We start from the raw sequence: 26,146 nt of genomic DNA on the forward strand, positions 1-26,146 counted from the left end.
ATCGGCGGCCGCACCGCGCATGAGCGCGGATCCGCGCCCGCTCGCGATCGCGCTGATGGGCCCGACCGCGTCGGGCAAGACGGCGCTGGCGGTGGACTGGGCGACGCGCTTCGGTGGCGAGGTGGTGAGCGTCGACTCGGCGCTGGTCTACCGCGGGCTGGACATCGGCGCCGCGAAGCCGACGCCCGCGGAGCGCGTCGGCATCGCGCACCACCTCATCGACGTCCGTGAGCCCTGGCAGCCGTATTCGGCGGCCGAGTTCGCCGCCGACGCGCTCGACGCCGTGCACGACATCCTGGCGCGCGGGCGGCTGCCCATCCTCGCCGGCGGCACGGGCCTGTATTTCCACGCGCTGCTGCACGGCCTCGCGCCGATGCCGGAGGCGGATGCCGCCGTGCGCGACGCGATCGCCGCCGAGGCCGGCGCGCGCGGCTGGGCGGCGCTGCATGCCGACCTCGCGGGCATCGATCCGGAGGCGGCCGCGCGCATCCACGCGACCGACGCGCAACGCATCCAGCGGGCGCTGGAGGTCTGGCGCCTCAGCGGCCGCACGATCACCGCCTGGCGCCGCGAGCCGGTCGCGCGACGCTTCCCCTGTCGCGTGCTGAAGCTCGTCGTCGCGCCACGGGCCCGCGAGGTGCTGCACGAGCGCATCGCGCTGCGCTTCGACGCGATGCTCGATGGCGGGTTCCTCGACGAGGTACGGCGCCTGCGTGCGCAGCCCCAGCTGGCGTCACATCCGCGCCCGCTCGACCTGCCGGCACTGCGCGCGGTGGGCTACCGGCAGGCATGGGAGCACCTGGACGGCGCGTACGACCTCGCGGACCTGCGCGAGCGCGGCATCCAGGCGACACGCCAGCTCGCGAAGCGGCAACTGACGTGGCTGCGCGGGGAGCTGGACGCGATCTGGGCGGACCCGGCCACCGAGCGGGCGCGCCTGGAAGCACGGCTCGCCGCGTTTCTCGCGCACTGAGTCGCGCTCTGCACGCGGCTACCACGGGAAATCAGCCACTTTGCGCTACCATCGGCCGGTCGCCGGAGTGGGGACAACCCCGGCGCACGGCCAGTACCAACGCGGCCGCCCATAACGAAAACAGAATAAGAAGGTGGGGAACAGCAATGTCGAAGGGGCAATCTCTGCAGGATCCGTTTCTGAACGCGCTTCGCCGCGAGCGCGTGCCGGTCTCGGTCTACCTCGTCAACGGCATCAAGCTGCAGGGCACGATCGAATCGTTCGACCAGTTCGTGGTGCTGTTGCGCAACACGGTCAGCCAGATGGTCTACAAGCACGCGATCTCGACCGTCGTGCCGGCGCGCAACGTGAAGGTCGGCCCGGGTGGCGGCTACGTGCAGCCCACCGACGGCGAAGCCGGTGCGGAGATCCCCGCGGAATGACGATCGCGTGGCCGGAGGTGCGGCGTGTTTGAGCGTTCGAAACGAGGCGAGAACGCGCTGCTGATCCAGCCGCATGCCGGCCCGCTCGACGAGTCGGTGCTGGAGGAGTTCCAGGAACTCGCGAAGTCGGCCGGTGCCACCGTCGCCACGGTGGTCACCGCGCGCATCGACCGGCCCAACGCCGCCACGCTGATCGGCAGCGGCAAGCTCGAGGAAGTGCAGGCGGCCGCGGAAGCCACCGGCGCCGACCTGATCCTCGTCAACCATCCGCTGAGCCCCGGCCAGGAGCGCAACCTCGAGCGCGCACTCAAGCGCCGCGTCGTCGACCGCACCGGGCTGATCCTCGACATCTTCGCGCAGCGCGCGCGGTCGCACGAAGGCAAGCTGCAGGTCGAACTCGCGCAGCTGCGCCACATGGCCACGCGCCTGGTACGCGGCTGGACCCACCTCGAGCGCCAGCGCGGCGGCTCGATCGGCCTGCGCGGTCCCGGCGAAACGCAGCTCGAGACCGACCGCCGCCTGCTGCAGAAGCGCCTCGAACAGCTTTCCAAGCGCCTCGACAAGGTTGAGGTGCAGCGCACCCAGATGCGCCGAGCGCGCATGCGCAGCGAAATGCCGCGCGTCGCGCTGGTCGGCTATACCAACGCGGGCAAGTCGACGCTGTTCAATGCGTTGACGGGCGCCGAGGCCTACGCGGCCGACCAGCTCTTCGCGACGCTCGACCCGACCGTGCGCCGGATCGACCTGCCCGGTGGCGGCGTCGTCCTGGCCGACACCGTCGGCTTCGTGCGCGACCTGCCGCACGACCTCGTCGCCGCGTTCCGGTCCACGCTGTCGGAAGCGCGCGAGGCGGACCTGCTTCTGCACGTCGTCGACGCCGCCGATCCGCTGCGCAGCGAGCGCATCGCGCAGGTCGACGCGGTGCTGAAGGAGATCGGCGCCAGCGACATCCCGCAGTTGCTCGTGTTCAACAAGATCGATCGCCTCGAGGACACCCCGCCGCGCTACGACCGCTTCGTCGAGGAGCGCCCGCGCGTGTGGATCTCGGCCCGGGACGGTCTGGGGCTGGAGCTGCTGGGCGAGGCGCTCGGGCAGATGCTCGGGCTCGAGCGCGTGACAGGGCGCATCCATCTGCCGACCACGGCGGCGCGCCTGCGTGGCCGCCTGTATGAACTCGGTGCGATCCGCGCCGAGCGCGCGGAGGACGACGGCTGGTGGCTGGATCTGGACCTGCCGCAGGCGGAGGCGCGCCGGATGGCCGCCGGCGCGGGCGGCCATGTCCTGGCTCCGCTGTTGCCGCCAACGGATCTCGAGCCGCCCCTTGGTTGAGGCGGCCGGACCCCCCACCTAGAATCCGACCCATCCCAGCGCCGGCGAGTCCGCCGTCCCGCGAAGGCCCGCCCGGTGCGCGCCCCGTCGGCGGCCCGCAGCGCACCCCTCAGGAGCCCGCATGGCCTGGAATACGCCCGGCAGTGACAACGGCGACCCCGGACGACGCCCGCGTCGCGACCGCGGACTCGCGCCCACCGACCTGTTCGCACGACTCAAGTCGTGGTTCGACGGCTCGGGCGGTCCGGCCCGCTGGATTCCCCTGCTGATCGGCATCTGGCTGGTCTTCAGCAGCTTCGTGCTGGTTTCCGAGCAGCAGCGCGGCGTGGTGCTCCGTTTCGGACAGTTCGTGCGCGTGCTGGGCCCGGGTCCGCACCTGAAGATGCCGTGGCCGATCGAGCACGTCGCGAAGGTCAATGCCACCCAGATCAAGACGTTCTCGCAGACCGTGCCGGTGCTCACGTCGGACGAGAACATCGTGCACGTCGACATCAACGTGCAGTACCGCATCACCGACCCCGAGCTCTACCTGTTCGGCACCCGTGATGCGGACGAGGTGCTGAAGCAGGCCGCGCTGTCGACGGTGCGCGAGATGGTCGGCCGGTCCAGCCTGGACACGGTGCTCGGCGCGCGCAACGCGCTCGCGGTCGCGGCGCGCACGCGGCTGCAGGGCTCGTTGCAGGCCTACCGCACCGGCCTCGCGGTCACCGAACTCAACCTGCCGAATGCGCGTCCGCCCGAGGAAGTGAAGCCGGCGTTCGACGACGTCAACAGCGCGCAGCAGGACAAGGACCGCGTGATCAGCGAAGCGCGTGCCTACGCCGCGAAGGTCGTGCCCGAGGCGCGCGGCGACGCGGCGCGCATCCGCGCGACGGCCGAAGGCGAGCGCCTCTCGGCGATTGCGCGCGCGACCGGCGATGCGCAGCGGTTCTCGCTGCTGGTCGAGCAGTACAAGGCCGCGCCCGAGGTCACCCGCAAGCGCCTGTGGCTGGAGACGGTGCAGGACGTGATGGCCGAGAACCGCACGATCGTCGGCGGTGACTCGCGTCAGCTGATCTACGTGCCGATGGCGCCGCCGCAGGCGTCGTCGAACCCCGTGGTGCCGCCGCTGCTGTCGCCGTCGCAGGCGCAGTCGGCGCCGGTGCTGGTGCCCGACATGCTGCCGACCGTGACCGCCGAGGCGGGCGGACGCGGCCCGCGCGCGCCCCGCGCACCGCGCGGCGCAGGAGCCGAACGATGAGATATCCCGTCTGGATCGCCCTGGTCGTCGCGACCCTGTTCGCGCTCATGGGCTCGGTGTTCGTGGTGCCCGAAGGCCACGGCGCGATCGTGCTCAACCTCGGCCGGCTGTCGCGCACCGACATCGGCCCCGGCCTGCACTTCAAGTTCCCGCTGGTGGAGACCGCGCGCGTCTTCGACCGCCGCCTCAACGTGCTGCCCGCCGAGCCGGAGCGCTACCTCACGTCCGAGCGCAAGGACATCAGCGTCGACTTCTTCGCGGTCGGCCGCATCGAGAACCTGCGTTCGTTCTACCGCGCCACCGGCGGCGACGAGACGATCGCGATCGAGCGCCTCGCGCCGATCATCAAGGACGCGCTGCGCAACGAGATCAACACGCGCACGCTGTCGGAGGTGGTGTCGGGCGATCGCAGCCGGATCGTCGCGGGCCAGCTCGCCGCGATCAATCGCGGCGCGTCCACGCTCGGCGTGCGGATCCTCGACCTGCGCATCAAGCAGATCGACCTGCCGACCGACAGCAAGGTGATCGGCGACGTGTACAGCCGCATGAGCGCGCAGCGCAAGCAGGTGGCGAGCCAGCTGCGGGCCGAAGGTGCGGAGCAGGCCCAACGCATCAAGGCCGATGCGGATCGCGACAGCTCGGTGATCGTTGCCGAGGCGGAGCGGGACGCGCAGCAGCTGCGCGGCCAGGGCGACGCGCAGGCGGCCCGCCTGTACGCCGATGCGGCGCAGCGCGATCCGGGCTTCTACGCCTTCCAACGCAGCCTCGAGGCGTATCGCCACGCGTTCTCGGGCGGGCAGACGGTGATCGTCGTCGACAAGAACGACCCGTTCCTGCAGTACCTCAAATCCGATCGTTGATGGCGCGCGAGCTCCTGTCCGCGCTCTGCCTGGTCGCGGTGCTGGAAGGCCTGTTCCTGTTCCTCACCCCCGACGGGTGGAAACGCACGGCCGAGCGGCTGTACGTACTCAGCACCGGGCAGCTGCGGGTCTTCGGCGCGGTCGTGGTGGCGCTGGGCCTGCTGTCGCTCTGGGCCGTGCGCGGCTGACGCGTCGCCGGGGTGGCCCCGGCGGGTGGAAACCCGGATAATGCACAAAAGCCGGACGGGGACACCCGCCGGCTTTTCTCGTGTCTGCGGCCCGCTACGGCGGGCCGGTCGATGGAAAAGCGCCGGGTCGGCGCACCGCCGCGTGCTGCCGCGCGCCCATCGATGCCGCGCGTCCACGCGGCCCGGCGCAACCTACGCGATTGCAGCGAAACCGGAGATGCGGCAATGGGTCAGTCAGTGGTGGTGCTCGGCGCGCAGTGGGGCGACGAGGGCAAGGGCAAGATCGTCGACCTGCTCACGCAGGACATCGGCGCCGTCGTGCGCTTCCAGGGCGGCCACAACGCCGGCCACACGCTCGTCATCGGCGGCAAGAAGACGGTGCTCCACCTGATTCCGTCGGGCATCCTGCGCGACGACGCGCTGTGCCTGATCGGCAACGGCGTGGTGCTGCACCCGGGCGCGCTGCGGAAGGAGATCGCGGAGCTCGAAGGCAACGGCGTCGAAGTGCGCTCGCGCCTGAAAATCTCGCCGGCGACGCCGCTGATCATGCCGTATCACATCGCACTGGATCAGGCGCGCGAGAAGGCGGCGGGCGGCAAGGCGATCGGCACCACCGGACGCGGCATCGGCCCGGCGTACGAGGACAAGGTCGCGCGTCGCGGCATCCGCGTCGCGGATCTGCACTATCCGCAGGAACTGGCCGAGAAGCTGCGCGCGGCGCTCGACTACCACAACTTCGTGCTGACGAAGTACCTCGGCGTCGAAGCGGTCGACTTCCAGCAGACGCTCGACGAGGCGCTGCAGTTCGGCGAGTACGTCGAACCGATGAAGGCGGACGTCGCCGGGATCCTCCACGAGCTGCGCAAGCAGGGCAAGAAGGTGCTGTTCGAAGGCGCGCAGGGTTCGCTGCTCGACATCGACCACGGCACGTATCCCTACGTCACCTCGTCGAACACGACGGTGGGCGGCGCGCTCGCCGGCACCGGCGTCGGCGCGGACGCGATCGACTATGTGCTGGGCATCGCCAAGGCGTACGCCACGCGCGTCGGCGGCGGCCCGTTCCCGACCGAACTCGACGACGAGGTCGGGCAGGGCATCCGCGACCGCGGCCAGGAATATGGCGCGACGACCGGTCGGCCGCGTCGCTGCGGCTGGATGGACATCGTGGCGCTCAAGCGCGCCGTGGCCATCAACGGCATCAGCGGGCTGTGCATCACCAAGCTCGACATCCTCGACGGCATGGAGAAGCTGAAGATCTGCATCGCCTACGAATACCGCGGCAAGCGCACGGAATACGCGCCGCTCGATGCGGCCGGCTGGGACGAGTGCACGCCGGTGTACCTCGAGTTCCCGGGCTGGGAGGAGAGCACCGCGGGCATCACCGAATGGGACCGCCTGCCGCCGGCGGCGCGCGCGTACCTGCGCTCGCTGGAGGAACTCGCGGGCTGCCCGATCGCGATCGTGTCGACCGGTCCCGACCGGGATGCGAACATCGTGCTGCAGGACCCGTTCGCGTAAGCCGCGTCCGAACGCGCCACGCACGGAGCCGCCCACGGGCGGCTCCGTCGTTCATGGCACGGCGCGCCATCGCGTCCGGGCACCGTATCGGCATCGACCGCTCACCCTCCCGAGGCGACATGGACCTTTCCGACGACACGCTACAGGCCTACGTCGACGGTGCACTGCCTGCCGACCAGGTCGGCCGCATCGAAGCGGCGATCGCGTCGGACGTGCTCGTGGCCGCGCGGGTGGAGCGCGCGCGGCACCTTCGGGCGCAGCCGCGTGGCGCGTTCGATACGCCATCGCGCGCGGCGGCGTCGCAGAGCGCGCCGCGGTCGACCCGCGCGCTGTGCGCCGCGAAGGTCGATGACGTCGTCGACACCCGCCGCGGGCCGGCATCGCCCCGCCGCCGCTGGCGCACCGCGGTGATCGCGCTGGCGGCGACGATCGGCGCCCTCGTGATCGCGCAGCGGCTGCGCACCCCCGGCGCGGACATCGTCGTCGTCGACGGCGCGCTCGTCGCGCGCGGCGAGCTGCAGCGGCGTCTGGACGTCGGGTTGGCCGCCGAGTCCGATCCGTCCTCGACGGTATCGCTCGGGCTGACCTTCCGCGCGGTCGACGGCCGCGTCTGCCGGAGCTTCGTCGCGCGCGTCCCGCGCGTGGCCGGACTCGCCTGTCGCACCGGCGGGGACTGGACCTTGCCGGTCGTCAGCGCGGTCGACGGCCGCGCCGACGCGCTCCCTTCGGCCGGCGACGTGCCTACCGAAGTGCTGGCGGCGATCGAGCGGCGACTGCAGGGCGACACGTTCGATGCCGCGCGCGAACGGCGCGCGCGGGACGCCGGCTGGCGTTGACCTGCACCTGCGCCTAACGCGACGCGCCTAGTCTGGAGCTTCCCACCGCGGGGCAGCGCCGATGCGTCCACACCACACGATCCGCAGGATGCCGCGCGTGGCCGTGATGCTGATGCCGCTGGGTGCCAGCGGCTGCGACATGCTCGGCGAACTGTTCCGCGCGCCCGGTCTCGGGCTGGTCGTGCTGGTGGTGGTCGTGCTCGCGGCGATCGGCTTCATCGTGTCGCGGTCCGCGCGCCGCTAGCCGAGGCGGTGCACGTCCTGCGCGATGCGCGCGACCTCGTCGGCCACGTGACTGACGTAGATCATCGGCAGCGCGCTCTCGTCGCGCACGCGCTGCAGGTAGGGCAGCAGTTCCTCGCGGCGGTCGAGGTCGAGCATCGACAGCGGCTCGTCCAGCAGCAGCAGCCGCGGCTGCGTCAGCAACGCGCGGGCCAGCGCGATGCGCTGGACTTCGCCGCCGGACAGCCCGGTGATGCGGCGCGCCATCAAAGGCGCGAGCGCCAGCAGTGCGGTCACGTCGTCGAGGGTGAAGCCGCCGGCCGTCGCCGTGCGGGCGCCGTAGAGCAGGTTCGCGCGCACGTCGAGGTGCGGAAACAGGCGGCCGTCCTGGAACACGTACCCGATGCGACGGCGGTGCGCGGGCACGTCGATGCCGCGCTGCGCGTCGAAGAGTGTGGTGCCGTCGATCTCGATGCGCCCGCGCAACGGGCGCACCAGGCCCGCGATCGCATGCAGCAGCGAGGTCTTGCCGCTGCCCGACGCGCCGACCAGCGCGAGCACGCGGGCGTCGCTCGCGATGGAAACGCTGCGCTCGAACGTGCCGCGTCGCAGCGTGACGGCGATCCGGTGCACGGGCGCGCTCACGTGACGGCTTCCCGGCGCTGCCGTTGTGCGAGCCCTTCCGCCGCGAGCATCGCGACCAGCGATATCGCTACCGATACGCTGCACAGCGCCCAGACGCGCGCCTCCGCGCCCGGCACCTGGAGCAGGCCGTAGATCGCCGACGACAGCGTCTGCGTTTCGCCGGGAATGCTGGAGACGAACGTGATCGTGGCGCCGAACTCGCCGACCGCCTTCGCGAAGCCGAGCACCGCGCCGGCGACGATCCCGGGCCACGCGAGCGGCAGCGTGACGTCGCGGAACACGCGCCACGGCGACGCGCCGAGCGTGGCCGCCGCGTTCTCGAGGCGTCGATCGACCGATTCGATCGACAGCCGGATCGCACGCACCATCAGCGGGAAGCCCATGACGGCACAGGCCAGCGCGGCGCCGGTCCAGCGGAAGGCGAAGGTGATGCCGAGCGTGTCGTGCAGCCACCCGCCGATCGCGCCGCGCAGACCGAACACGCGCAGAAGGACGAAACCGGTGACCACGGGTGGCAGCACCAGCGGCAGGTGCACCAGCGCGTCGAGCACCAGCCGGCCGGGAAAGCGGCGTCGCGCGAGCAGCCAGCCGATCGCGACCGCAGGCGGCAGGCTGGCGATCGTCGCGGCGGTCGCGACCTTCAGGCTCAGCAGCACCGCCGCCGCTTCGTCGGTGCTGAGCATCATGGTGGCGGCAGGAAGCCGTGGCGGCGGAACACCGCCTGCGCCGGCGGCGAACCGAGCCAGGCGACGAACTCCGCCGCGCGCGGATGCCGGCTCGACGCGATCCGCGCGGCCGGATACACGATCGGCGGATGCAGCGCCGCGGGCACGCGCGCGATGACGCGCACGCGCGGCTCGGCGCGCGCGTCGGTGGCGTACACCATGCCGAGCGCGGCCTCGCCGCGCGCCACGAGTTGCAGGGCGGCGCGGACGTTCTCCGCTTCGACCACGCGCGGGCGCAGCGCGGGCCATTCACCCAGCGATTCCAGCGTGGCGCGCGCATAGCGGCCGGCCGGCACGGCCGTCGTCAATGCCAGCGCGATGCGGCCGTCGCGACCGAGCCGCGCGCGCAGGTCGACGCCGCGGCGCAGCGCGATCGCCGGCATGCGTCGAGCCGCGGGCGCAATGAGGACCAGCGCGTTGCCGGCGACGTCGCGCCGCGTCCGCGCGTCGATCAGACGCTGGTCTTGCAGCACGTCCATCCAGTCGCGATCGGCCGACACGAATGCATCGGCCGGCGCGCCGTCCCGCACCTGCCGGGCGAGCGCCGAACTCGCCGCGTAGCTGATGCGCACGGGCACGCCGTGGGTCCGCGTGTAGAGTGCGGCGGCCTCGTCGAGCGTCTCTTTCAGGCTCGACGCGGCGAACACCGTCAGCGGCGCGGCCGACGCCGCCGTGGCGATGAACATCCACGACACGAACAGGAGCAGGGAGCGGACGAGGCGGGGCATGGCGGCGTTCGGCGACGATGCCGCATTAGAGCAGATGCCCGGCTTCACCCTGTCGCCCATGCCGCCGGGGTGCAATGGCCCGGCTCCACCGCGAGGACGCTATGGCCCGCCCGACACCGACCACCACCGGCAACGCGCCGCGCCACGATGCCTTCGTGCATGTGCGCGGTGCGCGTGAACACAACCTGCGCGACGTCGACGTCGACATCCCGCGCGACGCGTGGGTGGTGTTCGCCGGCGTGTCGGGCTCCGGCAAGTCCTCGCTGGCCTTCGGCACGCTGTACGCGGAGGCGCAGCGCCGCTATTTCGAGTCGGTCGCGCCCTACGCGAGGCGCCTGATCGACCAGGTCGGCGTGCCCGACGTCGATTCGATCGAAGGCCTGCCGCCGGCGGTCGCATTGCAGCAGCAGCGGGGCACGGCGAGCGCGCGCTCGACGGTGGGCAGCGTGACCACGCTCTCGAGCCTGGTGCGCATGATGTATTCGCGCGCCGGCACCTACCCGCCGGGGCAGGCGATGCTCTACGCGGAGGACTTCTCGCCGAACACGCCGCAGGGCGCGTGCCCGCGGTGCCACGGGCTCGGTTACGTGTACGAGGTGACCGAGGCCTCGATGGTGCCCGACCCGACGCTGTCGATCCGCGAGAAGGCGATCGCCTCGTGGCCGCCTGCGTGGCACGGCCAGAACCTGCGCGACATCCTGGTCACGCTCGGTTACGACGTCGACCGCCCGTGGAAGGACCTGCCGAAGAAGGATCGCGACTGGATCCTCTTCACCGAGGAGTCGCCGACGGTTCCGGTGTATCCCGGCTTCACGCCCGCGGAGACGCGCGCGGCGCTGAAGAAGAAGCTCGAGCCCGCCTACATGGGCACGTTCACCGGCGCGCGCCGCTACGTGATGCACACGTTCACCACCACGCAGAGCGCGCTCATGAAGCGGCGCGTCGCACGGTTCATGACCGGCAGCGCGTGCCCTCTGTGCGAAGGCAAGCGGCTCAAGCGCGAAGCGTTGTCGGTGACGTTCGCCGGCGTCGACATCGGTACGCTGTCGCAGCTTTCGTTCGACCGGCTCGCGAGGCTGCTGCAGCCGGTCGCGGAGGGCCGCTTCGACGATGTCGCGGCCGCCGAGCCGGGCGATGCCCGGGGCGCGCAGGCGACCCGGCGTGACCGCGCGCGCCGGGCCGCGGCCGGGCAGGCCACGCATGCGGCCGCGCCGGACATCCATCGCACCGGCACGCTCTCAGAAGAAAAACGCATCGCCGCGCAGCGGATCGCATCCGACCTGGTCGCGCGCATCGGCACCCTGCAGTCGCTCGGCCTCGGTTACCTGTCGATGGACCGTGCGACGCCCACGCTGTCGCCCGGCGAACTGCAGCGGCTGCGGCTGGCGACTCAGATCCGCTCGAACCTGTTCGGCGTGGTCTACGTGCTGGACGAGCCGTCCGCGGGCCTGCATCCGGCCGACAGCGAAGCGCTGTTCGATGCGCTGCTGCAGCTGCGCGACGGCGGCAATTCGATCTTCGTGGTCGAGCACGACCTGGCGATGATGCGGCGGGCCGACTGGCTGGTCGATGTCGGGCCGGGCGCGGGGGAGCGCGGCGGGCAGGTGCTGTACAGCGGTGCGCCGGGCGGACTCGAGCGCATCGAAGCGTCGGAAACGGCGCGCTACCTCTTCGATCGCGCACCGCAGCCGGTGCGCGAACGCCGTGCGCCGTCGGGCTGGCTCGAACTCCGCGACGTCCATCGCAACAACCTGCACGAGCTCGATGCGCGCATCCCGCTGGGCGTGCTCACGGCGGTGACGGGCGTATCGGGCTCGGGCAAGTCCAGCCTGATCAGCCAGGCGCTCGTCGAGCTGGTCTGCGGCCATCTCGGCCACGAACCGGAGGACGACGAACCCGACGCGGACGAAGGCCCCAGCATCGTGCAACGCACGCGCGGCCACCTGGCGGGTGACGTCGATGCGATCCGCCGGCTGGTGCGCGTCGACCAGAAGCCAATTGGACGCACGCCGCGCTCGAACCTCGCCACCTACACGGGCCTGTTCGACCATGTGCGCAAGCTGTTCGCGGCGACGCCCGATGCGCGCCGTCGACGCTTCGATGCGGGGCGCTTTTCCTTCAACGTCGCCAAGGGGCGTTGCGAGACCTGCGAGGGCGAGGGCTTCGTAAGCGTCGAGCTGCTGTTCATGCCGAGCGTCTATGCCCCATGCCCCACGTGCCACGGCGCGCGCTACAACGAGGCGACGCTCGCGGTGCGCTGGAACGGGCGGAATATCGCCGAGGTGCTGGGTCTGAACGTCGAAGAGGCCTGCGACTTCTTCGCCGATGAGCCCGCGGTGCGGCGGACGCTCGATGTGCTGCGCGACATCGGGCTCGGCTACCTCCGGCTCGGCCAACCCGCCACCGAGCTGTCGGGTGGCGAGGCACAGCGCATCAAGCTCGCCAGCGAACTGCAGCGCAGCCAGCGCGGCATGGGCCTGTACATCCTCGATGAACCGACGACGGGACTGCACGCCGCGGACGTCGATCGCCTCATGGCCCAGCTGCACGGCCTGGTCGATGCCGGCAACACGGTCGTGCTCGTCGAGCACGAGATGCGCGTGGTCGCGCAGAGCGACTGGGTGATCGACGTCGGTCCGGGTGCGGGCGAGCAGGGCGGCAGGCTGGTGGCCTGCGGCACGCCGGCCGAGCTGGCGCGCAACGCCGACAGCCGCACCGCGCCTTACCTGGCCGAGGTCATGGGCCGCCCACGCCGGTAGCGCGCTCGTCGCAGCTCGCCACGTCCGCGACGGGCGACGGCGCCTGGGCCGGCACTTCGGCCGGCACTGCGACTTCGGTATGCGCGGCAGGCAGCATGCGCGCTTTCCGCCAGCCGCCCAGCATGTAGTACGCGGCCGAACCGAGCATCGCCACGACGGCGCTCACCGGGAAGCTCCACCAGATCGCATCGGCGCCGATGCGTGCCTGCAGCAGCGAAGCGAACGGCACGCGCACGCCCCACAGCGCGATGCCGAGGATGATCAGCGGCGGGATCACCGCGCCCGTCGCGCGCACGACGCCCGAGAGTACGAACGTGACGCCGAAGAACAGGAACGAGGTGACGACGATCGGGGTGAGGTGGACCGCGATGGCCAGCGCCGGGCTCGCGTCCGGCAGGAACAGCGACAGCGTGGTGCGGTCGAACAGGATCAGCGGCACGATGAGCGCGCCGGTCATGAGGAAGTTGAACAGCACGCCGGCCTTGGCGGTCGAATGCACGCGGTCCCATCGCTGCGCGCCGACGTTCTGCGCGGCCATCGACGAGCAGGCCGCGCCGATCGCCATCGCCGGCATCTGCACGTAGGTCCACAGCTGCAGCGACGCGCCGTACGCGGCCGTGGTGTCGACCCCGTGCTTGTTGACCATCGTGATCATGGCGAGCATCGCGAACGAGATCAGCATCATCTGCAGTCCGATCGGAATGCCCTTGACGATCAGCGACTTCAGCACCGCGAGGTTCGGGCGGTAGAGGTGACGCTCGTGGCGGGTGATCCACAGCCGGTGCTTGCGATGGCGCAGCCACAGCAGCAGCGCCGCGAGACTGACCGCGTTGGCGATCAACGTGGCGGTGGCGGCGCCGGCGATGCCCATGCGCGGGAACGGGCCGAGGCCGAACAGCAGCACCGGGTTGAAGCCGATGTCGAGCACCACCGTGAGCAGCAGGAACAGGAACGGCGTGCGTGTGTCGCCCGAGCCGCGCAGGATCGCGGTGATGAAGGTGAAGGCATACAGGAACGGCAGCGCCAGGAAGATGATCCGCAGGTAGGCCTCGGCGAAGGGCAGGGCCGCCGCGGGCGTGTCCATCCAGGCCAGCAGGTGGCGCGAGAACGGAAGGCCGAACGCCGCGATCACGATCGACAGGCCGATGAAGAACGTCGCGCTGGTGCCGATCACGCAGCGCGCGCGGTCGAGGTCGTCGCGACCGATCGCCTGAGCGACGAGGATGCTCGCGGCCATGCCGATGCCGAACACCGCGCCCAGCAGCAGGAACATCACGTTGTTGGCATTGGCGGTCGCCGTAAGCGCCTGTTCGCCGAGGAAGCGGCCGACCCAGACCGCGTTGACCGAGCCGTTGAGCGACTGCAGCACGTTGCCGCCGAGGATCGGCAGCGCGAAGCGGAACAGCGTGGGCGCGATGGCGCCCTGCGTGAGGTCGTGTCGGGTTCCGGCCATGCCTGCCTCCGATGCGGGCATGCAGGCTACGCGCCGTCGCGTGGACGTCGCGGCAGCGGTTCGGCCGTCAGGTCAGATCGCCGCCGGCGGCGTACACAGGGTGGCGACGTCCGGCCCGAGCAATAGCGCGACTTCGCCGAGCCCCACGGTCGCGAAGCGATGGCGATCGATCTGGGCGAGCAGTTCGCGCCATGTCGCCGAGCGTCGCGGGTCCACGTCGATGTGGCCCCTGAAGGTGAGCGGGCCATGCGCGCGGATGGCGTCGGGCACGGGCGCCTCGCCCGATGGAACGAACAGCATCGTGCCGTCGCGGCAGGCGTAAACGGCGAGCGGGGTCGAGGTCGTTCCGTCGCGGGGATCAGTGCCCATGCGGTTTGAGCAGCCGATCGTATTCGGCGCGCACCACCGCGTAACACTCGCAGCTCTGCCGTTCCAGCCCCTTGCGATCGACGATCCAGATCCGACCGCGCGAATAGCGGATCAGACCCATCTCCTGCAGCCGCCCGGCCGCCTCGGTGACGCCTTCGCGCCGCACGCCCAGCCGCGTCGCGATCATTTCCTGCGTGACCGGCAGCTCGTCGGAGCCGATGCGGTCGTGGCAGAGCAGCAGCCAGCGGCAGACCTGCCGCTCGACCGAATGGTGCCGGTTGCACACCGCGGTCTGCGCCATCTGCGCGAGCAGGACGTGGAAATAGCGCATTGCCATGAACTGGAAATGCTCGCCGCGCCGGAACTCGCGATCGGCGACTTCGGCGCGCAACGCGAGCGCTTCGCCCGGCACCTGCACGACCGCGCTCGACGGGGTGCTCACGGCATCGGTGAGTACCGCGGTACCGACCAGCCCTTCGCGGCCGATCATCGCGATCTCGGTGCTGTCGCCGTTCTGCGACGTGTACATCATCGACACCACGCCGGTGCGCAGGAAGTACATCCAGGTCTGCGGAGCACCGGCTTCGTACAGCACGCGGCCCGGGCGCAGTTCAACGACCTGCAGTTCCGGGCGCAAACGGTCGCACTCTTCTTCCGAGAGTGTTTCGAGCAGCCCGTTGCGGGCCTTCCATTCTGTCTTCGTTGCTGTCGACACGTGGTCTCCCCTGTTCAGGGAGATTTTCGGGGTAGCGCCGAAGGCGAGTATGTACGCCAGCGCACATAAGCGCGCCGCCGTCCGGCGGCACGTTCCAACCGCTGGCCGCGGACGCCGCGAGCAGCCGGTTGCGCGACGGGTTCGACGGAATCGGACGCGCGCTTCGTGCTTGACGTTAGCTGTTCCGGCGGCGCGCGACGCCGGGGCCGGTTCGCGACAAGCGCGACCGTGCCGCTCGCCGGCGCGAAAGTGGATTGACTGTCGAGCTGAACGCGCTTGCCTGCGACGCCGGCGCGATCCGTGTCGACGCGATTACCGTGGCGCGCCGCCGGCGCTCGCCCAGGCTGCAGTGCGGCGAGTGAGCGAGCTGGACGCGAGCTGCATACGCGGCCGCTGGTACACGCAGCATGCACCTCTTCGAACCGCTCACGTTGCGGCGTGTGGTCCCGCATGCGCGAACACGCAGGATTGCCGCGTGCGTAACGCAACGCCCCCTAGCCTGCACACGTTCCCGACGAGCGAAGGCGCGACAAGCGCCGGGGAACATCCGCGATCACCGAGAGACGGACGTCCTCGCGAGGATCACCAAGCGGGACGACGTTCCCGCCACGAGCTGAAGAGCAGGAGACACGGCATGGCCAACAATAATAACCAGGGCGGCAACAACGGCGGCGGATTCGGCAGCATGGATCCGCAGAAGCAGCGCGAGATCGCATCGATGGGCGGCCGCGCCGCGCACGAAAGCGGCAACGCCCACGAGTTCGACTCGCGCGAGGCACGCGAGGCAGGCCGCAAGGGAGGCGAGGAAGTCAGCCGCGATCGCGAGCACATGGCCGAGATCGGGCGCATGGGCGGCGAAGCGTCGAACGGTGGCGGCAACCAGGGCGGCCGCGGCGGCAACCAGGGTGGCGGCAACCAGGGCGGCGGGTTCCAGTCGATGGATCGCGAGGAACAGCGCGAGATATCGCGCAAGGGCGGCGAAGCGTCGCACGGCGGGGGTAACCAGGGCGGCCGCGGCGACGACCGCTAAGCGGCACCCGAATGAAAAAGCCCCGCCGGAGCGGGGCTTTTTCGTCAAGGGCTCGCCCTTACATGACGTTCGGCTCGCTGAACGCCTCGGGCTCGCCGTCGAACGCTTCGATCGGCACGCAGGAGCAGAACACGTTCTTGTCGCCGTAGACGTTGTCCACGCGCGCGACCGGCGGCCAGTACTTGTGCTGGCGCAGCACCGCGAGCGGGAACGCGGCCAGTTCGCGCGGATAGGCGTGCGTCCACTCGCTGCCCGCCACCATCGTCGCGGTATGCGGCGCATGGCGCAGCGGGTTGTCTTCGCGATCCAGTCGGCCATCCTCGACCGCGCGGATCTCGTCGCGGATCTGGATCATCGCGTCGATGAAGCGGTCGAGCTCGTGAAGCGATTCGCTCTCCGTGGGCTCGACCATCAGCGTGCCCGCCACCGGGAAGCTGAGCGTCGGCGCGTGGAAGCCGAAGTCGATCAGGCGCTTGGCGACGTCCTCGGCCGAGATGCCGGTGGCGTCCTTGATCGGGCGCAGGTCGAGGATGCACTCGTGCGCGACCAGGTCGTTGCGACCCGAGTACAGCGTCGGATAGTGCGGTTCCAGGCGCTTGGCGATGTAGTTGGCATTGAGCAGCGCCACCTGCGTCGCGCGGCGCAGGCCTTCGGCGCCCATCATGGTGATGTACATCCAGCTGATCGGCAGGATCGACGCCGAGCCGAAGCTCGCCGCGGACACCATGCCGACGTCGCCTTCGCCACCGAACGCGCGGGGCAGGAACGGCGCGAGGTGGGACTTCACCGCGCACGGACCGACGCCCGGACCGCCGCCGCCGTGCGGGATGCAGAACGTCTTGTGCAGGTTGAGATGGCTGACGTCCGAGCCCCACTTGCCCGGCTTGGCCACCCCGACCAGCGCGTTCATGTTCGCGCCGTCGGTGTACACCTGGCCGCCGTGCTGGTGGACGATCTCGCAGATCTCGACCACGTCCTCCTCGAACACGCCGTGCGTGGACGGGTAGGTCATCATGATCGCGGCGAGCCGCTCGCTGTACTTCTCGGCCTTGGCACGGATGTCGTTGACGTCGACGTTGCCGTTCGCGTCGCACTTGGTCACCACGACCTGCATGCCGCACATCTGCGCCGAGGCGGGGTTCGTGCCGTGCGCGGATTCCGGGATGAGGCAGATGTCGCGATGGCCTTCGCCGCGCGCGCGGTGGTAGGCGCGGATCGCCAGCAGACCGGCGTACTCGCCCTGCGCGCCGGAGTTCGGCTGCAGCGATACCGCGTCATAACCGGTGCATTCGACCAGCATCTGCTCGAGCTCGGTGATGAGCTGGCGGTAGCCCTCGGCCTGGTCGGCCGGCGCGAGCGGATGGATGTTGGCGAACTCCGGCCACGTCACCGGAATCATCTCGGCCGTGGCATTGAGCTTCATCGTGCACGAGCCCAGCGGGATCATCGTGCGGTCGAGCGCCAGGTCCTTGTCGGACAGCATGCGCATGTAGCGCAGCAGCTCGTGCTCGCTGTGGTGCGTGTTGAACACCGGATGGGTGAGGAAGGACGACGTGCGCACGAGGCCCGGCGGCAGCGCGTCGGCACTGGTTCGGTCGAGCGCGTCGATGTCGCCGATCTCGGCGCCGAACAGGCGCGCGAGCGCGGCGACGTCCTCGCGCGTGGTCGTCTCGTCCAGGCTGATGCCCAGGCTCTCGCCATCGATCGCGCGGAGGTTGATCCCCGCGTCGACCGCCCGGTCGTGCACGGCGTTCGCGTCGACGCCGGTGACGTGCAGCGTGTCGAAGAAGTTCTCGCCCACGCGCACGCCGGCCTGGCGCAGCGACGCGGCGAGGATGGCCGACAGGCGATGCACGCGTCGCGCGATGCGCTGCAGGCCCTCGGGGCCGTGGTAGACGGCGTACATCGAGGCCATGACGGCGAGCAGGACCTGCGCGGTGCAGATGTTCGACGTCGCCTTCTCGCGGCGGATGTGCTGCTCGCGCGTCTGCAGCGTCAGGCGGTAGGCCGGCTTGCCCTCGTTGTCGATCGACACGCCGATCAGGCGGCCCGGCATCGAGCGCTTGAACGCGTCGCGGCAGGCCATGAACGCGGCATGCGGGCCGCCGAAGCCGAACGGCACGCCGAAGCGCTGGCTGTTGCCGACGACGATGTCGGCGCCCCATTCGCCCGGCGCCGCGATCAGCGTGAGCGCGAGCAGGTCGGTCGCCACCGAGACGAGGCCGCCGCGCGCGTGCACCTTCCCGGCGAGCTCGCGGTAGTCGCGGATCTCGCCGAAGGTGGTCGGGTACTGCAGCAGGATGCCGAAGGCGTCGGTGTCGGCCGCCTGCGCGTCGTCGCCGACGACGAGCTCGATCTCGAGCGGCTCGGCGCGCGTGCGCAGCACCTCGAGCGTCTGCGGATGCACGCCATTGGAGACGAAGAAGACGTTCGACTTCGACTTGGCGGAGCGCTTGGCCAGCGTCATCGCCTCGGCGGCGGCCGTGCCCTCGTCGAGCAGGGACGCGTTGGCGATCTCCATGCCGGTGAGCTCGGCGCACATGGTCTGGAAGTTGATCAGTGCTTCCATGCGGCCCTGCGAGATCTCGGCCTGGTACGGCGTGTAGGCCGTGTACCAGGCGGGGTTCTCGAGGATGTTGCGCAGGATGACGTTCGGCGTCTGCGTGCCGTGGTAGCCCTGGCCGATGAAGCTGCGGAAGACCTTGTTCTTCGACGCGATGCCGCGGATCTTCGCCAGCGCCTCCACTTCGCTGATCGCGGCGGGCAGCGCGAGCGGATTGCCGGACTTGATGGAGCCGGGAACGATCGCGTTGGTCAGCGCCTCGAGCGAATCGTGGCCGACGGTGCGCAGCATGTGCGCGATCTCGGCATCGTTCGGGCCGATGTGGCGTTCGATGAAGCCGTCGTGGTGCTCGAGGGCGCGCAGGGAGGAAGCGGCAGGCTGGGTCATGGCGGGCGTCTTGGCACGGCGGGATGCCGCGGGAAGGTGCCCCTCTGTCCTTTTGCCTGAGAGTTTGGAAGCGCGGGGGAGGATGCGCTTCTTGCCCCTTCGGCGCCGGCTCGCGGCCGGTCTCTCCAGAGTGTGTGCAGCCGGCGGTGTGGGGGCCTGAGCGATTCCGGGCGATTGCGCCTTCGGCAGCGGGTCGGGCCCGCTTCTCCCACCGGGTGCTTCGGTGCCGATTGTAGCCCGAGGGCTGGCCCCGGAGGCGGGCGGGCGCCTACGCTGGCGGCCGCTCATTGGGGGAGGGGCCATGAAAAGAACCGGGACGCGGACGTTCGCCGCGCTGCTAGTGGCCGGAGGGGCGTGGGGGCAGGAATTCGAGGTGCCGGACGTCGTGGCGCCGCGGCTACCATCGCGGGCGGCGAGCGTCGAGGCATTCGTCCCGCGGGGCTGGGCGATCGAGACCCGGCTCGACGGTCCGGTCGATAACGACGCGCGCCCGGACGTGGTCCTGCTGCTGCGCGACCGAGATCCGAAGAACATCGTGCGCAACGCCGGCCTCGGCGTGGACAGGCTGGACACCAACCCGCGCCTGCTCGTCGTGCTGGCGGCCGAGGCGGGCGGCTACCGACGGCTCGCGCAGTCGGACCAGGTGATCCGCCGAAACACGAATCCCGTGCTGAGCGATCCGCTGGAAGAAGGCGGCCTGTCACTCGAACGTCGCGTGTTGTCGGTGACCAGCGGCTTCTTCAGCAGCGCGGGCTCGTGGTCGATGGGCTCCACCACGCACAAATTCCGCTGGCAGGACGGCTGCATGCGCCTGATCGGCATCGACGAGCGCGACATCCAGCGCAATACCGGCGCGACGACCGACGTCAGCGTGAACCTGCTGACGGGCAAGGTGATCCGCAAGTCGGGCAGCATCGAGAACGACCGTACCAACGTCCATCGTGGGACGTTCAAGCGTCGGGCACGCCTCTGCTTCGAAGACGCCCGTGACGGCGATTTTCCGGACGTGCCGTCCACCTGACCCTCAGGCGGACGCCGCCTCGTCCGCCACCTGCAACTGCAGCTGCCACAGCTGCGCGTAATGCCCGAGGCTGGCGATGAGCTCCTCGTGCGTGCCCTGTTCGACGATGCGACCGGCGTCCATCACGAGGATGCGGTCGGCATTCATCACCGTCGACAGGCGGTGCGCGATGACCAGGGTGGTGCGGCCCTCGGCGATGCGTTCCAGCTCGGCCTGGATCGCTTTTTCCGAGCGCGAGTCGAGCGCCGATGTCGCCTCGTCGAAGATCATGATCGCGGGGTTCTTGAGCAGTGCGCGCGCGATGGCCACGCGTTGCTTTTCGCCGCCCGAGAGCTTCAGGCCGCGTTCGCCGACTTCGGTCTCGTACCCGTCGGGCATCGCCGCGATGTACTCGTGGATGTGCGCGGCCTTCGCGGCGGCCTCGACCTCGTCACGGCTCGCTTCGGGGCGGCCGTACAGGATGTTGTAGTAGATCGTGTCGTTGAACAGCACGGTGTCCTGCGGCACGGTCGCGATCGCCGCGCGAACCGAGCCTTGGGTCAGGTCGCGCAGGTCATGGCCGTCGATGGTGATGCGGCCGCCGTCGGGATCGTAGAAGCGGTAGAGCAGGCGCGCCAGCGTCGACTTGCCCGAGCCGGAATGCCCGACCACGGCCACCGTCTGTCCGGGCCGGATCTCGAAGCTCACGCCTTTCAGGATGTCGCGGCGCGGGTCGTAGGCGAACCGCACGTCCTCGAAACGCACGTGCGCCCGGCGGGTCTTCAGCGGGGTCGCACCCGGCCGGTCCTGCACGTCGAGCTTCTGGTCGAGCAGGCCGACCAGGCGTTCCATGTTGGTGAAGGCCTGCTTGATCTCGCGATACATCATGCCGAGGTAGTTCAGCGGCGCCGCCAGCTGCAGCAGGTAGGCGTTCACGAGCACGAGATCGCCGATCGTGAACCGGCCCGCGACCACCCCTGCCGATGCGCGCCACATCAGCGCGGTCACGCCGAGCGACACGATCATCGTCTGGCCGACATTGAGCACGGCGAGCGATTTCAGGCTCATCACCGTGGCTTCCTCGACCGTCCGGAGGTTCGCGTCGTAGCGGCTGGCCTCGTGCTCCTCGTTGTTGAAGTACTTCACCGTCTCGTAGTTGAGCAGCGAATCGACCGCGCGCGCGTTCGCCTTCGTGTCGGCTTCCACCTTCGCGCGGTAGTAGCGGGTGCGCCACTCCGTGACCGCGAACGTCCAGCCGATGTAGCCGGCCAGCGTGAGCAGGGTGATCACGCCGAACGACCATCCGTAGTGGATGACCAGGAACCCGGTGACCAGCGTAACCTCGAGGATCGTCGGGATGATCGTGTAGATCGTCCAGTCGAGCAGGTCGGTGATCGCCGTGCCGCCGCGCTCGACGTCGCGCGATACGCCGCCGGTGCGGCGCGAAAGGTGGAACTTCAGGCTGAGCGCGTGCAGGTGCCGGAACACCTTGAGCGTGACCTCCCGCGCGGTTCGCGCCATGACGCGGGCGAACACGACCTGCCGCAGCTCGGTGAAGAAGTTCACGCCCACGCGCGCGGCGCCGTAGGCCAGCAGCAGCGCCACCGGGAGCACGCGCAGGCTGGCCTGGATGTCCAGCGAATCGACGATCCGCTTGAGCATCATCGGGACCGTGAGGCCGAGCAGCTTCGCCACGAACAGGCAGGCCACGGCGATGACGATGCGCGCGACGTGCGGCTTCAGGTACGGCAACAGCGCGCGGAGGATGCCGAAGTCGCTGCGCTGCGTGCCGCGCGCAGCGACGCTCAGGGGATCGGGGGAGGCCATGGGGGCAACGTAAGGCCGCCGCCGGCCACGAACAACCCGCCCGCGGCCGATGGCGCGTTCCAGTGGTGGGCACGCGACGCCCACGGCCGCTGCAACGCGCTGCCGCGCCCGTGATGCCCTGCCGCGCGTTTACCCTAGTGCGCCCCGCCGCGGCCCGATCCATGACGCCGACTCTCCGCCCGACGACGCGCCGCCTGGCCCTGCTGCTGGGCGGGCTGGCCATGTTCGGGCCGTTCTCGATCGACACCATCTTCCCGGCATTCCCGTCGATCGGCGCGCAACTCGGTGCCGACCCGGTGGCGATGCAGCAGACCATCAGCGTCTACCTGGTCGCCTACGCGCTGATGAGCGTGGTGCACGGGCCGCTCTCCGATGCGATCGGCCGGCGACGCGTGATTCTCGGCGGCCTGCTGGTGTTCGCGGCCGCCTCGGCGGGCTGCGCGCTCGCCCGAGACCTGCCGACGCTGCTCGCGTTCCGCGCGCTGCAGGGCCTGTCCTCGGGCGTCGGCCTCATTGTCGGGCGCGCGGTGATCCGCGATGTGCTGCAGGGCCACGACGCGCAACGGCTGATGAGCCAGGTCTCGATGATCTTCGGCATCGCACCGGCGATCGCGCCCATCATCGGCGGCTGGCTGCTGGGCTGGAGCCGCTGGCCGATGATCTTCTGGTTCCTGGTCGCGTTCGCGCTCGTGCTGGTCGTCGCGACGTGGCTGGTGCTGCCGGAAACCCATCCGCCGGCCTCGCGCCTGCCGCTCGCCGCGCGGTCGCTCGTGCGGGATTACGCGGCCATCTTCGTGAACCCGCGCTTCCAGCGCCTCGCCGCCGCGGCCTCGTTCAATTTCGGCGCGCTGTTCCTCTACATCGCGTCGGCGCCGGTGTTCGTGCTGGAGATGCTGCGCCTGCACGGCCGTCATCTCGACGAGACACAGTTCGCCTGGTTCTTCGTCCCCACGATCGGCGGCATGATCGTCGGTGCGTTCGTGTCCGGCCGCGCGGCGGGCCGCATGAGCGGCGACCGGCTGGTGCGCATCGGTTTCGCCGCGAGTGCGATCGCGATGGCCTACGACGTCGTCTACAACCTGCTCGTACCTGTGCCTGCGGTGCCGTGGGCGGTCCTGCCGATGAGCCTGCACGCCTTCGGCATCGCGCTGGTGTTCCCGGTTCTCACGCTCGCGATCCTCGACATGTACCCGCGCCAGCGCGGTTCCGCCTCGTCGCTGCAGGCGTTCACCAGCCTGGTGATGAATGCGCTGATCGCCGGCGCGCTGTCGCCGCTCATTTCGCACGACGCGCGCTGGCTCGCGTTCGCGGCCGCCGCGATGACGCTCGTGGCGTTCGCGTTCTGGCGATGGGAGGCGGGCTCGGCACAGTGCGAGTCGCTGCGCTCCGACGGCGCCGACCTCCCGCCGACCTGATGCGAAGAGGGCCGGCATTGCGCCGGCCCTCGGGGTGTCACGCCTTGCCGGGCGCCGGCTTCGCGGCGGGCGCCGTTGCGGGCGGCGCCGAGGTCGACGCGGTGGCCTGCCAGCCGCAGGTCTTGCCCTCGTTCTGCTGCTTCAGCCACTGCTGCAGCGGCGCGAAGTACTCCAGCACGGCCGAGGCGTCCATCTTCTCGTTGCCGGTCAGCTCCTTCATCGTCTTCTGCCAAGGCTGGCTGGCGCCCTTCGACAGCATCGCCCAGTAGCGGCGACCGGCCTCCGGGTTGCCGTAGAAGCTGCACTCGTACAGCGGGCCCTTGAAGCCGGACGCGTCGCAGAGCGCCTTGTAGAACTGGAACTGCAGCACGTGCGACAGGAAGTAGCGCGTGTAGGGGGTATTCGCCGGGACGTGGTACTTGGCCGCCGGATCGAAGAAGTCCTCGCTGCGCGGGGTCGGCGGCGCGACGCCCTGGTACTTCGCCTTCAGGTCCCACCAGGCCTTGTTGTACTGGTCGGGCTTGATCGAACCGTCGAACACGCCCCAGCGCCAGCGATCGATCATCAGGCCGAACGGGAGGAACGAGATCTTGGCCAGCGCCATGCGCATCTGCGCGTTGATCAGCGCCTCGTTGCTCTGCTGCGGCTGGGCCACCAGGCCGATGGTGTTGAGGTAGGCCGGCGTCATCGACAGCACGATCGTGTCGCCGATCGCCTCGTGGAAGCCGTCGTGCGCGCCAGCCTGGAAGATCGGCGGCAGCTTGTTGTAGGCCAGGTAGTAATACACGTGGCCCATCTCGTGGTAGATCGTGGTGAAGTCTTCCTCGTTCGGCTTCGTGCACATCTTGATGCGCACGTCGCCGGCCATGTTCATGTCCCAGGCGGAGGCGTGGCAGACCACGTCGCGGTCGCGCGGCTTCACGAACTGGGCCTTCTCCCAGTACGACGCCGGCAGCTTCGGCATGCCGAGCGAGGTGTAGAAGTCCTGCGCGCGCTCGTTCATCTGCTTGGCGGTCGCGAGCGCGGCCTCGTGCTCGGCGTCGGCCGTGGCTGCCGGAGTGGCGGTGCCGGCGATCTTCGCGGTCGCGGCGGCGAGGTTCTGCTGGTACTGCGCCTGCAGCGCCGAGTTGACATCCAGGCTGCCGGCGCCCGGATACGGCGCCATGAGGTCCCAGAGGTTGCTCCAGTCCTGCTGCCACATGTTGCCCATCAGGTGCGCGGGCAGCATGTGACCGGCGACGTGGCCGCGCTGCGCGCCGTACTTGGCGTCGAGCTTGGTGCCGGCGTAGCAGTGCAGCTGCTCGTAGAGCGGCTTGACCTGGCCCCACAGGCGATCGGTCTCGGCCGACAGTTCCGCCGGCGACATGTCGTAGCCCGAGCGCCACAGCTCGCCGGCGTCGGCATAGCCCAGGTCGCGCGCGCCCTCGTTGATCAGCGCGACGAAGCGCGAATAGTCCTTTCGCTGCGGGGCGGCGGTGGAATGCCAGCCCTGCCACGCCTCGAGCTGCTCGTCGTAGTCGCGGCTCTTGGCGAGCACGTCCTCGAGGTCGCCGAGCTGGCGGCAGCTCTTCGCCGGGCCTTCGCCCTTGCAATACGTGCCCTTGCCGTAGGCGCCTTCCATGCGGGTGGCGATCGCGGTCAGTTCGGCGAGCTTCGCGGGATCCTTCGGCGGCGGCATCGCGGCCTGCAGCTTGAGCAACTGGATCGCGCGCGCCGTCTCCGGCGACATCGTCTGGCCCTCGAACCTGCGCGACTGCTCGATCCAGCGGTTCAGCTGGGCGAGGTAGCGCTCGTTCGCCTTGGCCGACACGAGCTCGCTGTCGTCGTTGATGTAGGTCGACGACAGCCATTGCGAGGCCGTGAGCTCCGGGTACGACTTGCGGTATTCCTCGTTCACGCGGGCGATGAACTGGTCCGCGGTCTCGTTGGCGGGCGCGTCGGCGGCGGGCGACGTGCCGGCGGCGCCGGGCGATCCGGGCGGCGCCTTGCAGCCGGGCAGGGCGAGGGCGGCAGCGACGCCCAAGGCGAGCAGTGCGCGAACGGGTTTCATGCGGGACTCCGGAACGACGGCGCGGGGTGCGGTCGACGCAGGCTAGAGGCCGGCCCGCGGAGGCGCAAGGCGACCGTTCGCCGTTCAGTCCGGAACGTGCAGGGTCCGCGTCGCGGCGTCGGCCAGGCCGGCGCGATCGAGCCAGGCCCAGGCGTCGCCGGCATCGTGCTCGACGTAGGCGCGGGCGGACCCGAGGCGGAACGTGTAGCCCCACGCGTCCATGTCGGCGAGCACGCGCTGGGCGCCGACACCGGGCAGCGCATCGCCCAGCAACGCCTGCAGCACGCACACGGCGTTCTCTTCCTCGATCGAGTCGGTCGCGTCGGTATGCACCTGCGCACGCCGCGCGGGCGGCAGCACGATCAGGTGGCAGGCCTCGTGCAGCAGCGAATGCACCGGCGTGTCGCCGCGCGCGTACACCGTGGCCCCGATCAGCCCGGCCTCGCATTCGCCCCAGTACGAGCCGGGGATCGGCGCGCCGTCGGGCACGCGTTCGAGCGCCAGGCCGTAACGGCCCAGCAGCGTGGCGACGGCGTCGAAGTCGATGTCGGCGAGGGTCAGCATGGCGCGGATACGACGATGCCCCGCGCGGGCGGGGCATCGGCACGGCGGTGGAACGGGATCAGGGCGACGGCGTCTGCGCGGCGTTTTCCGGCAGCGCGACGGAAATGTCGAGCACCTTGTTGTCGCCTTCGCCGATCAGGTCGACCTTGACCGACTCCACGTCGACGTTGACGTACTTGCGGATCACCTCGAGCAGCTCGCGCTGCAGCATCGGCAGGTAGTCCGGGCCGCCACGGCCGGCGCGCTCGTGCGCGACGATGATGCGCAGGCGGTCCTTGGCGACGTTCGCCGTCGGCTTCTTGGCGGTGAGGAAATCGAAGATGCCCAT

24 protein-coding genes and 1 riboswitch are annotated in these 26,146 nt (G+C 70.2%); of the genes, 13 read left to right on the top strand and 11 right to left on the bottom strand.

Annotated features, from left to right (window positions below; translation table 11 throughout):
- The first annotated feature begins 19 nt into the window (after positions 1-19).
- The 9 genes from miaA (at position 20) to E4F61_RS00740 (ending at position 7,610) form a co-directional block, all read left to right on the top strand.
- Positions 20-973 (top strand): tRNA (adenosine(37)-N6)-dimethylallyltransferase MiaA, encoded by a 954-nt coding sequence (gene miaA, locus E4F61_RS00700; RefSeq protein WP_133477426.1) that lies wholly within the window; start codon positions 20-22, stop codon positions 971-973.
- Between the two features lie 146 nt (positions 974-1,119).
- The gene (gene hfq, locus E4F61_RS00705; RefSeq protein ID WP_133477427.1) at positions 1,120-1,395 is read left to right on the top strand and encodes an RNA chaperone Hfq; all 276 of its coding nucleotides are present in this window, start codon (positions 1,120-1,122) and stop codon (positions 1,393-1,395) included.
- A gap of 24 nt (positions 1,396-1,419) precedes the next feature.
- Complete coding sequence (gene hflX, locus E4F61_RS00710; protein ID WP_133477428.1) at positions 1,420-2,724, top strand: ribosome rescue GTPase HflX; 1,305 nt, start codon at positions 1,420-1,422, stop codon at positions 2,722-2,724.
- Between the two features lie 121 nt (positions 2,725-2,845).
- The gene (hflK, locus tag E4F61_RS00715; protein ID WP_133477429.1) at positions 2,846-3,964 is read left to right on the top strand and encodes an FtsH protease activity modulator HflK; all 1,119 of its coding nucleotides are present in this window, start codon (positions 2,846-2,848) and stop codon (positions 3,962-3,964) included.
- Positions 3,961-4,824, top strand: coding sequence for a protease modulator HflC (gene hflC / locus E4F61_RS00720; RefSeq protein WP_133477430.1), 864 nt, complete (start codon positions 3,961-3,963; stop codon positions 4,822-4,824). Before hflK ends, hflC begins: the two co-directional genes overlap by 4 nt.
- Entirely contained in the window at positions 4,824-5,012 is a 189-nt protein-coding gene (locus E4F61_RS00725) for a DUF2065 domain-containing protein (protein WP_133477431.1), read from the top strand. The genes hflC and E4F61_RS00725 overlap by 1 nt, the downstream gene beginning before the upstream one ends.
- Positions 5,013-5,237: 225 nt before the next feature.
- Positions 5,238-6,530: an adenylosuccinate synthase gene (locus tag E4F61_RS00730; protein ID WP_133477432.1), complete on the top strand. Its 1,293-nt coding sequence runs from the start codon at positions 5,238-5,240 to the stop codon at positions 6,528-6,530.
- A 119-nt stretch (positions 6,531-6,649) separates the two neighbouring features.
- Positions 6,650-7,366, top strand: coding sequence for an anti-sigma factor family protein (locus E4F61_RS00735; RefSeq protein WP_133477433.1), 717 nt, complete (start codon positions 6,650-6,652; stop codon positions 7,364-7,366).
- A 61-nt stretch (positions 7,367-7,427) separates the two neighbouring features.
- Positions 7,428-7,610, top strand: coding sequence for a hypothetical protein (locus tag E4F61_RS00740; RefSeq protein ID WP_133477434.1), 183 nt, complete (start codon positions 7,428-7,430; stop codon positions 7,608-7,610).
- On the opposite strand, the gene E4F61_RS00745 is transcribed toward E4F61_RS00740, so the two are convergent.
- Genes E4F61_RS00745 through modA form a run of 3 tightly spaced genes read right to left on the bottom strand, consistent with a single transcriptional unit; the run spans position 7,607 to position 9,686 of the window.
- On the bottom strand, positions 7,607-8,221 hold the full coding sequence (locus E4F61_RS00745) for an ATP-binding cassette domain-containing protein (protein ID WP_133477485.1): 615 nt from the start codon (positions 8,219-8,221) through the stop codon (positions 7,607-7,609). The two genes, E4F61_RS00740 and E4F61_RS00745, sit on opposite strands and share 4 nt — an antisense overlap.
- 8 nt (positions 8,222-8,229) lie before the next feature.
- Complete coding sequence (gene modB / locus E4F61_RS00750; protein ID WP_133477435.1) at positions 8,230-8,916, bottom strand: molybdate ABC transporter permease subunit; 687 nt, start codon at positions 8,914-8,916, stop codon at positions 8,230-8,232.
- Positions 8,916-9,686, bottom strand: coding sequence for a molybdate ABC transporter substrate-binding protein (gene modA, locus E4F61_RS00755; protein WP_133477436.1), 771 nt, complete (start codon positions 9,684-9,686; stop codon positions 8,916-8,918). The genes modB and modA overlap by 1 nt, the downstream gene beginning before the upstream one ends.
- A gap of 101 nt (positions 9,687-9,787) precedes the next feature.
- Here modA and E4F61_RS00760 point away from each other — a divergent pair, with 101 nt between their 5' ends.
- Positions 9,788-12,445, top strand: a complete 2,658-nt coding sequence (locus E4F61_RS00760; RefSeq protein ID WP_133477437.1) for an excinuclease ABC subunit UvrA — start codon at positions 9,788-9,790, stop codon at positions 12,443-12,445.
- On the opposite strand, the gene E4F61_RS00765 is transcribed toward E4F61_RS00760, so the two are convergent.
- The 3 genes from E4F61_RS00765 to E4F61_RS00775 form a co-directional block, all read right to left on the bottom strand.
- Positions 12,423-13,898: an MATE family efflux transporter gene (locus tag E4F61_RS00765; protein WP_133477438.1), complete on the bottom strand. Its 1,476-nt coding sequence runs from the start codon at positions 13,896-13,898 to the stop codon at positions 12,423-12,425. The two genes, E4F61_RS00760 and E4F61_RS00765, sit on opposite strands and share 23 nt — an antisense overlap.
- A 72-nt stretch (positions 13,899-13,970) precedes the next feature.
- Positions 13,971-14,267 (bottom strand): hypothetical protein, encoded by a 297-nt coding sequence (locus E4F61_RS00770; protein ID WP_133477439.1) that lies wholly within the window; start codon positions 14,265-14,267, stop codon positions 13,971-13,973.
- Positions 14,257-14,982: a Crp/Fnr family transcriptional regulator gene (locus tag E4F61_RS00775; RefSeq protein WP_133477440.1), complete on the bottom strand. Its 726-nt coding sequence runs from the start codon at positions 14,980-14,982 to the stop codon at positions 14,257-14,259. Before E4F61_RS00775 ends, E4F61_RS00770 begins: the two co-directional genes overlap by 11 nt.
- 634 nt (positions 14,983-15,616) lie before the next feature.
- Between E4F61_RS00775 and E4F61_RS15055 the strand changes: the two genes are divergently transcribed.
- Positions 15,617-16,012 carry a KGG domain-containing protein gene (locus E4F61_RS15055; protein WP_133477441.1) on the top strand — a complete coding sequence of 132 codons (396 nt, stop codon included), beginning with the start codon at positions 15,617-15,619 and terminating at the stop codon, positions 16,010-16,012.
- 58 nt (positions 16,013-16,070) lie between these two features.
- Here E4F61_RS15055 and gcvP read toward each other — a convergent pair whose 3' ends face one another.
- Entirely contained in the window at positions 16,071-18,962 is a 2,892-nt protein-coding gene (gene gcvP / locus E4F61_RS00785; RefSeq protein WP_133477442.1) for an aminomethyl-transferring glycine dehydrogenase, read from the bottom strand.
- Positions 18,963-18,996: 34 nt separating this feature from the next.
- Positions 18,997-19,101: riboswitch (glycine riboswitch) on the bottom strand.
- Between the two features lie 234 nt (positions 19,102-19,335).
- On the opposite strand from gcvP, the gene E4F61_RS00790 reads away from it, so the two are divergent.
- On the top strand, positions 19,336-19,983 hold the full coding sequence (locus E4F61_RS00790; protein WP_133477443.1) for a hypothetical protein: 648 nt from the start codon (positions 19,336-19,338) through the stop codon (positions 19,981-19,983).
- 3 nt (positions 19,984-19,986) lie between these two features.
- Here the strand turns inward: E4F61_RS00790 and E4F61_RS00795 are convergent, their stop codons facing one another.
- Entirely contained in the window at positions 19,987-21,789 is a 1,803-nt protein-coding gene (locus E4F61_RS00795) for an ABCB family ABC transporter ATP-binding protein/permease (RefSeq protein ID WP_133477444.1), read from the bottom strand.
- A gap of 161 nt (positions 21,790-21,950) precedes the next feature.
- Between E4F61_RS00795 and E4F61_RS00800 the strand changes: the two genes are divergently transcribed.
- Positions 21,951-23,204, top strand: a complete 1,254-nt coding sequence (locus tag E4F61_RS00800) for a multidrug effflux MFS transporter (RefSeq protein WP_133477445.1) — start codon at positions 21,951-21,953, stop codon at positions 23,202-23,204.
- Between the two features lie 37 nt (positions 23,205-23,241).
- Here E4F61_RS00800 and E4F61_RS00805 read toward each other — a convergent pair whose 3' ends face one another.
- The 3 genes from E4F61_RS00805 to minE all read right to left on the bottom strand — a co-directional run bounded on the left by E4F61_RS00805 (position 23,242) and on the right by minE (position 26,146).
- Positions 23,242-25,254 carry a M2 family metallopeptidase gene (locus E4F61_RS00805; protein ID WP_133477446.1) on the bottom strand — a complete coding sequence of 671 codons (2,013 nt, stop codon included), beginning with the start codon at positions 25,252-25,254 and terminating at the stop codon, positions 23,242-23,244.
- Between the two features lie 84 nt (positions 25,255-25,338).
- Positions 25,339-25,818: a hypothetical protein gene (locus E4F61_RS00810; protein ID WP_133477447.1), complete on the bottom strand. Its 480-nt coding sequence runs from the start codon at positions 25,816-25,818 to the stop codon at positions 25,339-25,341.
- A 58-nt stretch (positions 25,819-25,876) separates the two neighbouring features.
- The gene (gene minE, locus E4F61_RS00815; protein ID WP_133477448.1) at positions 25,877-26,146 is read right to left on the bottom strand and encodes a cell division topological specificity factor MinE; all 270 of its coding nucleotides are present in this window, start codon (positions 26,144-26,146) and stop codon (positions 25,877-25,879) included.

It is taken from the genome of Cognatilysobacter segetis (genome assembly GCF_004359965.1).
GTDB lineage: Bacteria > Pseudomonadota > Gammaproteobacteria > Xanthomonadales > Xanthomonadaceae > Cognatilysobacter > Cognatilysobacter segetis.

Excerpts from the sequence above, each read along its gene's own strand:
- miaA (WP_133477426.1), top strand. The coding sequence starts at position 20 with ATGAGCGCGGATCCGCGCCCGCTCGCGATCGCGCTGATGGGCCCGACC.
- hfq (WP_133477427.1), top strand. The coding sequence starts at position 1,120 with ATGTCGAAGGGGCAATCTCTGCAGGATCCGTTTCTGAACGCGCTTCGC.
- hflK (WP_133477429.1), top strand. The coding sequence starts at position 2,846 with ATGGCCTGGAATACGCCCGGCAGTGACAACGGCGACCCCGGACGACGC.
- hflC (WP_133477430.1), top strand. The coding sequence starts at position 3,961 with ATGAGATATCCCGTCTGGATCGCCCTGGTCGTCGCGACCCTGTTCGCG.
- E4F61_RS00725 (WP_133477431.1), top strand. The coding sequence starts at position 4,824 with ATGGCGCGCGAGCTCCTGTCCGCGCTCTGCCTGGTCGCGGTGCTGGAA.
- E4F61_RS00730 (WP_133477432.1), top strand. The coding sequence starts at position 5,238 with ATGGGTCAGTCAGTGGTGGTGCTCGGCGCGCAGTGGGGCGACGAGGGC.
- E4F61_RS00735 (WP_133477433.1), top strand. The coding sequence starts at position 6,650 with ATGGACCTTTCCGACGACACGCTACAGGCCTACGTCGACGGTGCACTG.
- E4F61_RS00740 (WP_133477434.1), top strand. The coding sequence starts at position 7,428 with ATGCGTCCACACCACACGATCCGCAGGATGCCGCGCGTGGCCGTGATG.
- modB (WP_133477435.1), bottom strand. The coding sequence starts at position 8,916 with ATGCTCAGCACCGACGAAGCGGCGGCGGTGCTGCTGAGCCTGAAGGTC.
- modA (WP_133477436.1), bottom strand. The coding sequence starts at position 9,686 with ATGCCCCGCCTCGTCCGCTCCCTGCTCCTGTTCGTGTCGTGGATGTTC.
- E4F61_RS00760 (WP_133477437.1), top strand. The coding sequence starts at position 9,788 with ATGGCCCGCCCGACACCGACCACCACCGGCAACGCGCCGCGCCACGAT.
- E4F61_RS00765 (WP_133477438.1), bottom strand. The coding sequence starts at position 13,898 with ATGGCCGGAACCCGACACGACCTCACGCAGGGCGCCATCGCGCCCACG.
- E4F61_RS00770 (WP_133477439.1), bottom strand. The coding sequence starts at position 14,267 with ATGGGCACTGATCCCCGCGACGGAACGACCTCGACCCCGCTCGCCGTT.
- E4F61_RS15055 (WP_133477441.1), top strand. The coding sequence starts at position 15,617 with ATGGCCAACAATAATAACCAGGGCGGCAACAACGGCGGCGGATTCGGC.
- gcvP (WP_133477442.1), bottom strand. The coding sequence starts at position 18,962 with ATGACCCAGCCTGCCGCTTCCTCCCTGCGCGCCCTCGAGCACCACGAC.
- E4F61_RS00795 (WP_133477444.1), bottom strand. The coding sequence starts at position 21,789 with ATGGCCTCCCCCGATCCCCTGAGCGTCGCTGCGCGCGGCACGCAGCGC.
- E4F61_RS00800 (WP_133477445.1), top strand. The coding sequence starts at position 21,951 with ATGACGCCGACTCTCCGCCCGACGACGCGCCGCCTGGCCCTGCTGCTG.
- E4F61_RS00805 (WP_133477446.1), bottom strand. The coding sequence starts at position 25,254 with ATGAAACCCGTTCGCGCACTGCTCGCCTTGGGCGTCGCTGCCGCCCTC.
- E4F61_RS00810 (WP_133477447.1), bottom strand. The coding sequence starts at position 25,818 with ATGCTGACCCTCGCCGACATCGACTTCGACGCCGTCGCCACGCTGCTG.
- minE (WP_133477448.1), bottom strand. The coding sequence starts at position 26,146 with ATGGGCATCTTCGATTTCCTCACCGCCAAGAAGCCGACGGCGAACGTC.